Source organism: Naasia sp. SYSU D00948 (genome assembly GCF_017916515.1).
Lineage (GTDB): Bacteria > Actinomycetota > Actinomycetes > Actinomycetales > Microbacteriaceae > Naasia.
Genome location: NZ_JAFMTA010000001.1, coordinates 2,134,566 through 2,147,076, shown reverse-complemented (window position 1 = coordinate 2,147,076; position 12,511 = coordinate 2,134,566). Strand labels below are relative to the sequence as shown.

The window sequence follows — 12,511 nt, the reverse complement described above, 5'->3', positions numbered from 1 at the left end:
GGGTTGCGCTCAGGCGGTCACGAAGTCGATCAGCTGCTCCACCCGGCCGAGCAGGGCCGGCTCGAGGTCCTGGTACGTGTCGACCCGCGAGAGGATGCGCTGCCAGGCCCTCGCGATGTCCGCCTGGTCCTCGTGCGGCCAGCCGAGCGCCTGGCAGATGCCGTGCTTCCATTCGACGCTCCGCGGGATCACCGGCCACGCCTTCAGCCCGAGCCGTCCCGGCTTGACCGACTGCCAGATGTCGACGAACGGGTGCCCGACCACGAGGACGTGCTCGCCGTGCGGTCCTCGCGCGACGGCGTCGGCGATGCGGCTCTCCTTCGACCCCGACACGAGGTGGTCGACGAGCACCCCCACCCTCTTTCCCGCTGCCGGCCGGAACTCCCGCAGCAGCTCCTCGAGGCGGTCGACCCCTTCGAGGTACTCGACGACGACGCCCTCGACGCGGAGGTCGTGTCCCCACACCTTCTCCACCAGCTCGGCGTCGTGCCGTCCCTCGACGAAGATGCGGCTGGCACGCGCGACCCGAGCCTTGGCGTCGGTCACCGCGATCGAGCCGGACGCGCTGATCAGCCTTCCGCCCGCCTTCGCCAGCTTGGCCGGCGCCTTGAGGACGGCGGGCTTGCCCTCGAGCAGGAAGCCGGGCCCGAGCGGGAAGACGCGGACCTTGCCGCGCCGGTCCTCGAGCTTCACCAGGCGCCCCTCGACGCCCACCACCGCTCCGACGAAGCCGCCGTCCACGAGCTCGACGACGAGCCCCGGCTGGGCCTCGACGATCGCGGGCGGGGCGGCCTTGGGCTTGCGCCAGTCGGTCTTCAGCACGTCGGGGCCGTAGCGGTCGGAGTCCACCGATCGAGGCTAACCACGGGCGCCTCCGCGCCTGCACCGGCCACGCCGCCCGCCAGAATGAAGTGTGACTCCTCCCGCCGCGATCCCTCCCGCCGCGACTCCTCGTGCGGTGACTCCCCCCGCCATCGCCCCCGCCTCCTGGGACGACACGGACGCGGCCGCGCTCCGGACCGCTCAGCGCGCGGAGCTCGACGCCCGCTACGGCAGCGACGACCACGAGCCCGGCACCCCGCCGTCCGCCGGCGACATCACGGTGTTCCTCGTCGCGCGCGACGCGGACACCGGCACGGCGGTCGGCTGCGGCGGGCTCCGGGACCTCGGGAACGGCGCCGCGGAGATCAAGCGGATGTACGTCGTGCCCGAGCGCCGCGGCACGGGCGTCGCGGTCGCGATCCTGCGCGCGCTGGAGGCGCAGGCGCGCGACCGGGGCGTGCACTCGCTGCTCCTCGAGACGGGGACCGAGCAGCCGGACGCCATGCGCTTCTACGAGCGCGAGGGCTACGAGCGGATCCCCAACTTCGGGCCGTACGCCGGCTCGGAGATCTCGGTCTGCTACGCCCGCTCGCTCTGAGCCGCAACCCCGTTACCCGCCGGCGGCGCTCGGCCTAGCGTGAGGGCATGGCGAGCAGTGACGAGGAGAGCAGGCTCAAGGACACGTCCTACAGCCCGAGGAGCGACCGCGAGCAGGAGATCCGGAACTCCCCGGGCGGGCAGATGGGGATGCCGCAGCGCGACCCGGACGTCGACGAGGACGCGGTCCACCTCCTCCCCGGCACGGGCGGTCCGGACGACCAGGGCGACATCGACGTGTCCGACGACGAGTTCAACCTGAACGGGCGACCCTTCCCGGGCCACACCGGCTAGTCCGCCGGGATCAGGAACCCGGTCGCGACGAGCTCGCGGACCGTCCCCAGCAGCTCCGCGCTGATCGCCGTCCCGTCGATGTCGAGCAGCTCGGCGAGCGCGGAGAGGATGGCGGCGACCGGCAGGTCCCCATCGCACGCGCCGACGAAGCCCGCGACCGCCGCATCGACGGGCACGACCCGGGCGAAGCCGCCGCCCTGCCGCAGCTCGATCGCCGCGGGGTGCTCGTCGCCCGGCCAGTAGTGGCGCTCCTCCGTCACATCTCCGGCCACCACGAGGCGCGCCCCGAGGAGGGCGTCGTCGTCGGTGCGTGCGAGCCAGGTCTGCGCGTCCAGGCACACCGCCAGGTGACCGCCGAGACCGCTCGAACCGCCCTGGGCGCGCTCGACCCGGCGGAACCGGCGCGTCTCGGCGAGCCGCAGGGTCACGAACCCGAACCCGATCGACCGCACGTCGCGCGACGCGAAGTCGTCGAGCCAGGCGCGGAGCATCCGGTCGAACGCGGTCGTGCCCGGTCGGACGCCGCCGTCGCGGATCCACGTCTCCGCGTAGAGCACTGGGTCCTGCACCTCGCGCTCGACCACCCACACGTCGAGACCCGCCTCCTCCGCCCAGCGGGCGACGCGGTCGCGCCCGGGGGCGGACTCGTGGTCCTCCCAGTTGGCGAGCAGCTGCGCGACGCCGCCCGGCCGGAGGTGAGCGGCGACGCCTCGCACGACCTCCTCGACGAGCCGGTCGCCGACGAGGCCCGCGTCGCGGTACTCGTACTCGGGGACGTCGGCGCCCCGGGGCGTGATCACGAAGGGCGGATTGCAGACGATCCGGTCGAAGCGCTCCCCCTCGACCGGCTCGAACAGGCTCCCCTGCCGCAGCTCGATCTCGACGCCGTTGAGCGCCGCGTTGAAGCCGGCGAAGGCGAGCGCCCGCTCCGACACGTCCGTCGCGACCACGCGGGTCCCGTACCTCGCGGCACGCAGCGCCTGGATGCCGCTGCCGGTTCCGAGGTCGAGGACGGAGCCGGCCGGACGGGGAAGCTGCAGTCCGGCGAGCGTGCGGGAGGCGCCGCCGACGCCGAGGACGTGATCCGCCGGGAGGGGCCCGGCGGCCGCCGCCTCCCCGAGGTCCGAGGCGATCCACCACTCCCCCACGCCGTCGGAGTCGAAGAGCTGGTGCGGCCGGAGCTCGACCAGCGGGTGCGCCTGCGTGCCCCGGAGGCGGACGAGTCCGAGCGTCTGGGCGCCGCGCGCCCTCAGCGAGGGCAGGGCGGCGTCGACACGGTCGGTGTCGACGGGAGCGCCGACCGCGAAGAGGGCGGTGAGGTCGGCGACGGGGCCCGACGCGGCCGCAGCGGGGTCCGCGAGAGCGCGGAGCGCGGCGAGCCGCGAGCCCCGTGCGAGGGAGCCCTCGGCCGCGGGACCGAGCACGCCGGAGACGGCCGGGGCGGTGTAGCCGGCCGCCGCGAGGTCGTCCCGGAGGGCGGCGAGCAGCGCCGGGTCGGAGGTCGGCGCGCTTCGTGGGGGCCCGGACATGGCTCCACGCTAGCTTTCCCCACCCGCCCTCCGGGGAGGGATGCTGTGGTTGGCTGGGCCGATGGCGACGACCCGCGGGCTGGACCGGCTCGTGAACTTCACCGATGCCATCGTGGCGATCGCCATCACCCTGCTCGTCCTCCCGCTCGTCGACCTCGTCCCGGAGCTCGCCGCGGAGGGGTCGACGATGGCGGACCTGTTCGTCCGGCATCGCGAGCCGCTCGTGGCCTTCCTCGTGAGCTTCGCGGTCATCGGCCGGCTCTGGTTCGCCCATCACCAGCTGTTCGAGCACGTGGCCGGCTACACGCACGCGCTCGTCTGGCTCTCCCTGCTGTGGGCGCTCACGATCGTGGTGCTCCCGCTGCCGACCTCCGTCATGGCGGAGCTCGCCCCGAGCGTCGGGACCGTGGCCTTCTACATCGGCACCATGGCCGCGAGCAGTGTGATCCTCACCGCGATGACCCTGCTGATCCGCCGCGACCGCCGGATCGAGGACGCCTCGAACCCCGTGCCGCCGCGGGCGGTGCTCGGCAGCGTGTCGAACGCCGCGGCGTTCCTCGTGGCCCTCGTGATCGGGACCGCGCTGCCCTCCGTGGGCTACTGGGCGCTGCTCGTCCTGGTCCTCACCGGCCCGATCGAAGCCGTCGTGGGCAGGAGTCTGCGTCGCGGTTAGGCTGGACCGGCATGCAGCCGCTCACCGAGACCGACATCCGCAACTCGCTCGTCAACGCGAGCGCCGGGGACAGCGCCCGGATGACCCTGCCGGGGCTGCACGAGGTGCTGTGGGACCAGCGGGAGTACCTGGGGTGGCGGGACCCGCGGACGCCGCAGCGGGCGTACATCGTCCAGTGGCGCGACGGGGAGCCGGTGGGCATGATGCTCCGCGCCGCCGACAATCGCATGTCGCCGGGCATCAACGCGATGTGCTCGCTCTGCCAGACGCCGAGGCCCGCGGGTCAGGTCTCGCTGTTCTCCGCGCCGCGCGCGGGCGAGGCGGGCCGGGACGGCAACACCGTCGGCACCTACATCTGCGCCGACCTCGCGTGCTCGCTCACGATCCGCATCGCTCCCCCGGCCTACGACATGCAGCCGGACCCGGCCGAGGTCATCGAGCGCCGCATCGCGACGCTGCAGACCCGGCTCGGGGCCTTCACGGACACGGTCCTCGCCCGCTGATCAGCGGGCGCGCCCCTCCGCGAGGTAGGCGAGCCGGCGCAGCGTCTCGGTGTTCCGGATGCGGAGCATGGGCTGCCGCAGGAACGACGGCACCCAGCGTCCGGGCCCCTCGACGGCGTCCTCGACGATCCGCACGAGGCTCCCGTTCCCCCGCGGCTTCGCCTCGACGGTGACCTGCGCCTCGCCGATCGGCCAGCCCCGCGCGCGGAACACGGCACGGCGGGGCGGGTCCCATTCGAGCAGGATCGACTTGTCGTCGATCACGACCGGCCAGACGCCCACCGAGTGGTACAGCTCCGCGCCGGGGGCGGGCCAGCTCGGCGTGACGCCGCGGATGCGGGAGGCCCCGACGACCCAGCTCGGGTAGAGCCACCCGTCCGCCAGCACGGCGAACACCTGCTCGGGGCTCGCGTCGATCCTGCGCACGTTCTCGGCCATTCCCTACCCTTCCGTCGGAGCGAGATCGGGAGCCCGGCGGATGCCGAACTCGTTGCGGAGCGCGGACAGCGCGGCGTTCCACCCCGCCTGGCCGTGGACGCCGGGCCCGGGTGCCGCCGACGCCGAGGCGAGGTAGATCCCCTTCCCCGGTGTCCGCCAGGGATCCGGGGAGAGGGTCGGGCGGGCGAGGAGCTGGAGGAAGTCTCCGCTGCCGGACGCGATGTCGCCGCCCACGTAGTTGGGGTCGTGCGCCTCGACCTGGACGGCCGTGCTGCACGAGGACGCGACCACGACGTCCCGGAAGCCGGGGGCGAAGCGCTCGATCTGCTCCGTGATGGCGGCCGTCATGTCGACGGAGGAGTACTTGGGGACGTGGGTGTAGGTCCAGAGCGTGCCGTGACCGGCGGGAGCACGCGTCGGGTCGAAGACGCTCGGCTGCGACACGAGCACATAGGGGCGCGAGGGGTGACGCCCGGCCGCCACCTGGCGCTCGGCGTAGGCCAGCTCCTCGCGGGATCCCCCGAGGTGGATGGTGCCCGCTCGCCGCACCTCCGGGTGCGCCCAGGGCACCGGACCGGACAGCGCGAAATCGACCTTCGCCACCGCGTTCCCGTAGCGGAAGCGCCGCAGCCGGCCCCGGTAGGAGGCCGGCAGCCGATCCCCCGCGATGCGCGCCATGTCGCGGGCGCTCGTGTCGAAGAGCACCGCCCTCGCGGCGGGGAGCTCTCCGACGGAGCGCACCTCGCGTCCTGTCTCGATGCGGCCGCCGTGGGCGACGAGGTCGTCCGCGAGCGCCTGGGCGATGCGCTGGGATCCCCCGATGGGGATCGGCCAGCCCTCGACATGGGCGTGGATGGCGAGCGCGAGCCCCGCCGCAGCGGCGCCGAGCGACGGCAGCGGCTGCACGGCGTGGGCCATCACGCCCGTGAGCATCGCCGGTGCGACGTCCTCGCGCCAGCGCAGGTTCCAGGCCGGCGATCCCTGCTCGAACGTCGCGAGCCCGAATCGCGCCATGGTGAACGGATGCCGGGGAAGGGCGACGAGCGTCGATCCGGTGAAGCGGGAGACGGCTCCCGGGTGCTCGACGAGCCGCCGGAACAGCTGCGACCACCGGGGCCCGTCACGGCCGAGGGCGTCCACGGTCCTCGCCAGGTCGCGGTACGCGATCCCGGCACGGCCGCCGTCGAGCGGATGGGCGAAGGAGACCTCGGGCGTGACGAACTCGACGCGCCTCGTGAGCCCGAACTCCTGGAAGAACCCGGACGCGAACGCCATGGGATGCACGGCCGAGCACGTGTCGTGCAGGTAGCCCGGGAGGGTCAGCGCCTTGGTGCGGGTGCCTCCGCCGATCTCGTCCGCCCGCTCGTACACCTCGACCGCGAGACCGGCGCGCGCCAGCGTGACGGCCGCGGCGAGGCCGTTCGGCCCCGCCCCGACGATCACGGCGTCAGCGGCAGGCATCGGCACCAGTCTGCCAGCGAGCTCCCGGGGCCGACCCCGGGTGGTCCGGCCGCTCCCCGTGCGCTAGACGTCCGACAGGACCGCGAGGACGTTGCCGGCCGGATCGCGGAACCAGGCGATGTCCGGGCCGAGCTCCGGTCCGCCCCGGACGATGCCCCTCGCATCCGAGGGGAACTCGTCGTCGCCGTAGATCTTCGTGGCGACGCCCTGCGCGTTGAGGGAGTCGACGGCGGCGTCGATGTCCTCCACGGCGAAGTTGAGCACCGTGAACGTGGCCGGCTCGTGGTCGTCCTTCGGGTAGATGAACACGCGGCCCCCGCCCGGCAGCGAGAGCTGGAGACCGCTCATCGTCTCCTCGTAGTCCAGCCCGAGGACCTCACCGTAGAAGCGCTTGGAGCCCTCGATGTCGTTGGAGGAGAAGCTGCTGAATGCGGCAGTGGTCCGGATCATGGTGCCTCCTCGCACATGTGAACATCGTCAACAATGCCATCGCCGGACGGTATCGTCGAGAGGTGGACCCTGAGCAGCCGACCTCCACCGGCGAGCGGCGCCGCACCTATCGGCACGGCGATCTCCGCGCCGCCCTCCTCTCGGCGGGGCTGGACCTCGCGCGGGCCGGAGGTCCGGACGCCGTCGTCCTGCGCGAGGCCACCCGTCGCTCCGGGGTCTCGCCCAACGCCGCCTATCGGCATTTCGCGGACCGGGCCGCGCTCCTGTCGGCCGTGTCCGACGCCGCGCAGGGGCTCGTCGCGGACCGGATGGAGGCGGTCCTCCGCGACGCCGGCGCCTCCTCGTCCGGCGAGGAGCAGGCGCGGCGGCGGCTGCGCGCGGTCGGGACGGCGTACATGGGCTTCGCCCAGGAGGAGCCCGGCCTGTTCCGCGCGGCGTTCACGGTCCCCGGCGACCTGCGGGAGGCGCTGTCGCCGGCGAAGGCCGGGCTGACCGGACGCACTCCGTTCCAGATCCTCGCCGGCGTGCTCGACGAGCTGGTCGACGCGGGCGCGCTCGCACCGGGACGCAGGGAGGGCGGGGAGTTCCTCGCCTGGTCGGCCGTGCACGGTCTCGCGAGCCTCGTCATCGACGGCCGGCTGCGCGGGCTTCCGGCCGAGCTGATCGAGAGCTCCCGGGAGCGCCTCCTGGATCTGGTCGAGCGCGGGCTCTGACCCTCAGGCCGGGTGGGCCGCCGGTGACGCCCCGTCCGCCGGCTCGGGCCGCGGCGCCAGAGGATGCTCGATCTCGTCGCGGAGCAGCCCGAACCCGACGACGGCGGCGATCGCGAGCACGGCGGGCACGACTCCCGCCACGAGGAACGCGACAGGGATCCCCACCTCCTCTCCGACGGGACCGGCGAGCGCCATCGAGATGGGCATCAGGGCCAGGGAGACGAAGAAGTCGAGGCTCGACACCCGGCCGAGCAGGGCGGGCGGCACCCTGCGCTGCAGGAGGGTTCCCCAGATGACGGTTCCCGCCTGGAAGGTGAACCCGACGGCGAACGTGACGGCGGCCATGACCCAGACCTCGTCGAGGAATCCGATGGCCGCGAGGGGGAGGCAGCCCGCGCCCCAGCACAGGTTCATGACCGTCAGGTATCGCCGGGCGAGCGGCAGCGAGGCCACTACGACGGACCCCACAGCGCCGCCGATGCCGAAGGCGGCCAGCACCAGCGCGAACGCCCCCGCTCCCCCGCCGGTCTGGTCGCGCACGGCGAAGGGCAGGAGCACCTCGATGGGACCCATCACCGCGAGGACGAGGAGGCTCGCGAACAGCAGCGTCACCAGCAGCCAGCGCGTGCGCACCATGTACCGGAAGCCCTCGGCGATGTCGCGGGCCACCGCGACCACAGGGTTGCCCGCGCCCATGTCCTCGCGGCGCACCGGCGTCTCCCGCATCAGCGCGAGGACGACCGCCGCCAGCGCCTGAGCCGCGGCGATCACGATCAGGGCGGGACCGGGAGCCGCCACGGCGATGATCCCGCCCGCCGCGGCAGGACCAGCGGCCTGCATCACGACGGGACGCAGCACCCCCTCCACACCGTTGGCGGGGAGCAGGTCCTCGGCGGGGAGGAGCGCGGGAAGCCAGGCGGAGTAGGCCGGGTAGACGATGCCCTCGGCGACGCCGTAGAAGAGGGACACGACCGCGAGGTGCCAGATCTCGAGGTTGCCGGTCACCGCGAGGGCGCCGGCACCGCCGATCGCGACCGCCTTCGTGATCTCGACGGCGAGCATGAGGCGCTTCTGCGGGACGCGGTCGGCGAGCGCGCCGGCCAGGAGGACGGTGGCGAGCATGCCGACCGCCATCGCGGTGGCGACGACGGACAGGTCGCTCGGGCCGCCGCCCAGCTCGATGACCTGCCAGACCAGCGCCACGACCCAGATGCCCGCGCCGAACAGCGACAGCGTGAGGGCCGCGGCGAGCATCCGGTACTGACCCGAGCGGAACGGGGTGAGCGCGCGGGGCATCGGGCGAGCGGAACGCCCGGCCTTCTTCTCCGTCTCCGTCACGATCCCTCCCCGGGAGCGGTGTCCATCCCATCATCGACGGAGCCGGCGACACCACTGCCGAGGAGGCTCGTGCGGCGCCGGCAGGAGGGACGGAGGCGGCGAACCGGTCCAGCTCGGTCGCTGTTCCCGCTTCCCGCGCTGCGCGAGCGCGCTCTGAACCACCGAAAGCGCCCTGGGCACGGGGTGCGCTCGGCGTTCTGCGATGCCCTCGGCGGCTCGGGGCGCGCCCGGCGGGAGCCGGTCAGCCCTGGGCGCGCTCCAGCACGAGCTCCCGGACCCGGGCGGCGTCCGCGCGGCCCTTCATGGACTTCATGACGGCGCCGATCACCGCGCCGGCGGCCTGCACCTTGCCGTCCCGGATCTTGTCGAGCACGTCCGGCTGCGCCGCGAGCGCGTCGTCGATGGCCGCCAGGAGCGCCGAGTCGTCGGACACGACGGCGAGGCCGCGGGCCTTCACGACGTCGTCGGGCGATCCCTCCCCCGCGATCACGCCCTCGAGCACCTCGCGGGCGAGCCGGTCGGTCAGGCGTCCCGACTCGACGAGCGCGATGAGCTCGCTGACGTGGAAGGGCGAGACCAGCGTCCCGGCCTCGACGCCGCGGGCGTTCGCGATGCGCAGGATCTCGCCCAGCCACCACTTGCGGGCCTGAGCGGGCGCGGCGCCCGCGGCGACCGTCTGCTCGAGCTCGACGAGGAGGTTCGCGTTGATGATGTCCCGGAACTCCGACTCGGTGAAGCCGTACTCCGCCTGCAGCCGTCGGCGGAAGGCCGCGGGCGATTCGGGCAGCGCGGCACGCAGCTCGGCGATCAGCTGCTTCGACGGCACGATCGGGAGCAGGTCCGGCTCCGGGAAGTAGCGGTAGTCGTCCGCGTCGGACTTGGGCCGGCCCGGGCTGGTCGTGCCGCTGTCCTCGTGCCAGTGCCGCGTCTCCTGGATGATCGTCCCGCCCGCGTCGAGGATCGCGGCCTGCCGCTGGATCTCGTAGCGGACGGCGCGCTCGACGCTGCGCAGGCTGTTCACGTTCTTGGTCTCGGTGCGGATGCCGAGCTTCTCGGCGCCCCGGGGCCGGAGCGACACGTTGGCGTCGCAGCGCAGGTTGCCGCGCTCCATCCGTGCGTCCGAGACGCCGAGGGAGCGCACGATGTCGCGGATCGTGGCCACGTAGGCGCGCGCGAGCTCGGGCGCACGGTCCTCCGCACCGAAGATCGGGCGGGTGACGATCTCCACGAGCGGCACGCCGGCCCGGTTGTAGTCCACGAGCGAGTACTCGGCGCCGTGGATGCGACCGGTCGCTCCGCCGACGTGCGTGAGCTTGCCGGCGTCCTCCTCCATGTGCGCCCGCTCGATCGGCACGCGGAACACCGTGCCGTCGTCCAGCTCGACCTCCACCTCGCCGTCGTGCGCGATCGGCTCGTCGTACTGCGAGATCTGGTAGTTCTTCGCGAGGTCCGGGTAGAAGTAGTTCTTCCGCGCGAAGCGGCTCGACTCGGCGATCGAGCAGCCGAGCGCGAGCCCGAGCGAGATCGAGTACCGGACCGCCTGCTCGTTGACGACCGGAAGCGATCCCGGGAGGCCGAGGTCGACGGGCGCGACGTGGGTGTTCGGGGCGCCGCCGAAGGCGTTCGGGGCGGAGGAGAACATCTTGGTCTTCGTCGACAGCTCGACGTGGACCTCGAAGCCGAGCACCGGCTCGTACTTGGCGAGGGCCTCGTCGAAGGGCAGCAGCGCGTCGGCGGCCATCAGGCGGTTCCTCCGTCCGGTTCGGTGCCGGGTCCGGGGACCGGCGCGAGGTGGGGCGCGGCTCCGCGGTGCCGGCCGAAGTCCGCGGGCAGCCGGTCGAGCAGCGGCGCGCCCCAGCTCTCGTGGAGCAGCGCCTCGAGGCCCGCGCCGACCCGGTACAGCCGGGCGTCCTCGCGGGCGGGCGCCATGAGCTGGATGCCGACGGGCAGGCCGTCCTCGGGAGCCAGTCCGACGGGCAGGCCGAGTCCGGGGACTCCCGCCAGGTTCGCCGGGATGGTCGTGATGTCGTTCAGGTACATCGCGAGCGGGTCGTCGAGCTTGTCCCCGAGCTTGAAGGCGGTGGTCGGGGCGGACGGCGTGACGAGGACGTCGGCCTGCTCGAAGGCCGCCGCGAAGTCGCGCTGGATGAGCGTGCGCACCTTCTGCGCGCTCCCGTAGTAGGCGTCGTAGTAGCCCGCCGAGAGGGCGTAGGTCCCGAGGATGATGCGTCGCTTCACCTCCGGCCCGAACCCGGCGCCCCGGGTGGCGGACATGACCTGCTCGACGGTGGCGCCGCCGTCCGGGACGACTCGGAGGCCGAAGCGGACGGAGTCGTACTTCGCCAGGTTGCTGGACGCCTCCGCCGGGAGGATCAGGTAGTAGGCGGCGATCGCGTACTCGAAGTGGGGCGCGCTGACCTCGACGATCTCGGCGCCGGCGGTCTCGAGGAGCGCGATCGCCTCCTCGAAGCGCGTCTGCACGCCCGCCTGGAATCCCGCCCCGTTGAGCTCGCGGATGACGCCGATCCGTGTCCCGGAGAGGTCCCGGCCCTGCGCTCCGGCGCGGGCGGCGTCGGCGAACGAGGGCCAGGCCTCGTCGAGGGAGGTGGAGTCATGCGGGTCGTGCCCGCCGATCACGTCGTGCACCAGGGCGGAGTCGAGGACGGTCCGGCTCACGGGACCGACCTGGTCGAGCGAGGACGCGAGCGCGATCGCCCCGTAGCGGGAGACGCCGCCGTACGTGGGCTTCATGCCGACCGTGCCGGTGACCGCGGCGGGCTGGCGGATGGAGCCGCCGGTGTCGCTGCCGAGCGCGACCGGGGCCTCGAAGGCCGCGACGGCGGCGGCGGAACCGCCGCCGGAGCCGCCCGGGATGCGCTCCAGATCCCAGGGGTTGCGGGTCGGCCCGTACGCCGAGTGCTCGGTGGAGGAGCCCATCGCGAACTCGTCCATGTTGGTCTTGCCGAGCGGGACCATGCCGGCGGTGCGCAGCCGAGCGACGACCGTCGCGTCGTACGGGGGCACCCAGCCCTCGAGGATCCGTGATCCCGCGGTGGACGGCATGTCGACGGTGCAGAGCACGTCCTTGATGGCGATGGGGACGCCGGCGAGCGGGCCGAGCTCCTGCCCGTCCGCCCGGAGCTGGTCGATCTCGCTCGCCCGCCGGAGCGCGGCGTCGCCTGCAACGTGCAGGAAGGCGTGCAGGTCGCCGTCGGCCTCGCCGATGCGGTCGAGGGAGGCGCGGGTCGCCTCGACCGAGGAGACCTCCTTCGAGGTGAGGAGCTCGGCGAGCTCGGACGCGGGAAGGCGCGTGAGGTCCACTACTGCTCCTCCCCCAGGATCGCCGACACCCGGAACCGGCCGTCGTAGGCCTCCGGGGCTCCCGAGAGGGCCTGCTCGTTCGTGAGCACGTCGCCGACCTCGTCCGGCCGGAACACGTTCGAGAGCGGGATGGGGTGGCTCGTCGCCGGCACGTCGGGCGTCGCCACCTCGGAGACTTTGCGCACGTTCTCCACGATGGAGCCGAGCTCCGCCGCGAGGTGCTCGATCTCGGCCGGGGTGAGGGCGATGCGGGCGAGGTTCGCGAGGTGCTCCACCTGCTCGGCAGTGATGACCCTGGGCTCGTCAGGCATGGTCTTCATCCTAGGCGGGGGGCTGGACCGCTCCCGGCCGGAGCGGGCTCGCGACGTGCTC

The 12,511-nt window shown here is 73.4% G+C and carries 14 protein-coding genes; 5 read left to right on the top strand and 9 right to left on the bottom strand.

All coding sequences use genetic code 11. The features are described 5' to 3' along the window. Positions 1 to 9: 9 nt before the first annotated feature. On the bottom strand, positions 10 to 849 hold the full coding sequence (locus tag J3P30_RS10055; RefSeq protein ID WP_210480896.1) for a DUF3097 domain-containing protein: 840 nt from the start codon (positions 847 to 849) through the stop codon (positions 10 to 12). Positions 850 to 958: 109 nt separating this feature from the next. Here J3P30_RS10055 and J3P30_RS10050 point away from each other — a divergent pair, with 109 nt between their 5' ends. Further along, a complete protein-coding gene (locus tag J3P30_RS10050) occupies positions 959 to 1,420 on the top strand; it encodes a GNAT family N-acetyltransferase (protein ID WP_210480895.1) in 462 nt (153 codons plus the stop codon). Positions 1,421 to 1,467: 47 nt separating this feature from the next. After that, positions 1,468 to 1,713 (top strand): hypothetical protein, encoded by a 246-nt coding sequence (locus J3P30_RS10045; RefSeq protein WP_210480894.1) that lies wholly within the window; start codon positions 1,468 to 1,470, stop codon positions 1,711 to 1,713. On the opposite strand, the gene J3P30_RS10040 is transcribed toward J3P30_RS10045, so the two are convergent. Then, positions 1,710 to 3,242, bottom strand: coding sequence for a methyltransferase (locus tag J3P30_RS10040; protein ID WP_210480893.1), 1,533 nt, complete (start codon positions 3,240 to 3,242; stop codon positions 1,710 to 1,712). The genes J3P30_RS10045 and J3P30_RS10040 overlap by 4 nt on opposite strands. A gap of 61 nt (positions 3,243 to 3,303) precedes the next feature. On the opposite strand from J3P30_RS10040, the gene J3P30_RS10035 reads away from it, so the two are divergent. Together J3P30_RS10035 and J3P30_RS10030 are read left to right on the top strand one after the other, a co-directional pair. Continuing rightward, positions 3,304 to 3,915 carry a TMEM175 family protein gene (locus J3P30_RS10035; RefSeq protein WP_210480892.1) on the top strand — a complete coding sequence of 204 codons (612 nt, stop codon included), beginning with the start codon at positions 3,304 to 3,306 and terminating at the stop codon, positions 3,913 to 3,915. Between the two features lie 11 nt (positions 3,916 to 3,926). Then, positions 3,927 to 4,418 carry an FBP domain-containing protein gene (locus tag J3P30_RS10030; protein WP_210480891.1) on the top strand — a complete coding sequence of 164 codons (492 nt, stop codon included), beginning with the start codon at positions 3,927 to 3,929 and terminating at the stop codon, positions 4,416 to 4,418. Here the strand turns inward: J3P30_RS10030 and J3P30_RS10025 are convergent, their stop codons facing one another. The 3 genes from J3P30_RS10025 to J3P30_RS10015 all read right to left on the bottom strand — a co-directional run bounded on the left by J3P30_RS10025 (position 4,419) and on the right by J3P30_RS10015 (position 6,767). Next, the gene (locus J3P30_RS10025) at positions 4,419 to 4,856 is read right to left on the bottom strand and encodes an SRPBCC family protein (protein WP_210480890.1); all 438 of its coding nucleotides are present in this window, start codon (positions 4,854 to 4,856) and stop codon (positions 4,419 to 4,421) included. It lies immediately after the preceding gene. Positions 4,857 to 4,859: 3 nt separating this feature from the next. Next, positions 4,860 to 6,317, bottom strand: coding sequence for an NAD(P)/FAD-dependent oxidoreductase (locus J3P30_RS10020; protein WP_210480889.1), 1,458 nt, complete (start codon positions 6,315 to 6,317; stop codon positions 4,860 to 4,862). Positions 6,318 to 6,380: 63 nt separating this feature from the next. Further along, complete coding sequence (locus J3P30_RS10015) at positions 6,381 to 6,767, bottom strand: VOC family protein (protein ID WP_210480888.1); 387 nt, start codon at positions 6,765 to 6,767, stop codon at positions 6,381 to 6,383. Positions 6,768 to 6,829: 62 nt separating this feature from the next. On the opposite strand from J3P30_RS10015, the gene J3P30_RS10010 reads away from it, so the two are divergent. Beyond that, positions 6,830 to 7,480 carry a TetR/AcrR family transcriptional regulator gene (locus tag J3P30_RS10010; protein WP_307807467.1) on the top strand — a complete coding sequence of 217 codons (651 nt, stop codon included), beginning with the start codon at positions 6,830 to 6,832 and terminating at the stop codon, positions 7,478 to 7,480. Between the two features lie 3 nt (positions 7,481 to 7,483). On the opposite strand, the gene J3P30_RS10005 is transcribed toward J3P30_RS10010, so the two are convergent. The 4 genes from J3P30_RS10005 to gatC form a co-directional block, all read right to left on the bottom strand. Continuing rightward, positions 7,484 to 8,818 carry an MFS transporter gene (locus tag J3P30_RS10005; RefSeq protein WP_307807466.1) on the bottom strand — a complete coding sequence of 445 codons (1,335 nt, stop codon included), beginning with the start codon at positions 8,816 to 8,818 and terminating at the stop codon, positions 7,484 to 7,486. 241 nt (positions 8,819 to 9,059) lie between these two features. After that, entirely contained in the window at positions 9,060 to 10,559 is a 1,500-nt protein-coding gene (gatB, locus tag J3P30_RS10000) for an Asp-tRNA(Asn)/Glu-tRNA(Gln) amidotransferase subunit GatB (RefSeq protein WP_210480886.1), read from the bottom strand. Continuing rightward, positions 10,559 to 12,139, bottom strand: a complete 1,581-nt coding sequence (gene gatA, locus J3P30_RS09995) for an Asp-tRNA(Asn)/Glu-tRNA(Gln) amidotransferase subunit GatA (protein ID WP_210480885.1) — start codon at positions 12,137 to 12,139, stop codon at positions 10,559 to 10,561. Before gatA ends, gatB begins: the two co-directional genes overlap by 1 nt. Next, positions 12,139 to 12,450 (bottom strand): Asp-tRNA(Asn)/Glu-tRNA(Gln) amidotransferase subunit GatC, encoded by a 312-nt coding sequence (gene gatC / locus J3P30_RS09990; RefSeq protein WP_210480884.1) that lies wholly within the window; start codon positions 12,448 to 12,450, stop codon positions 12,139 to 12,141. The genes gatA and gatC overlap by 1 nt, the downstream gene beginning before the upstream one ends. Between the last annotated feature and the right edge of the window lie 61 nt (positions 12,451 to 12,511).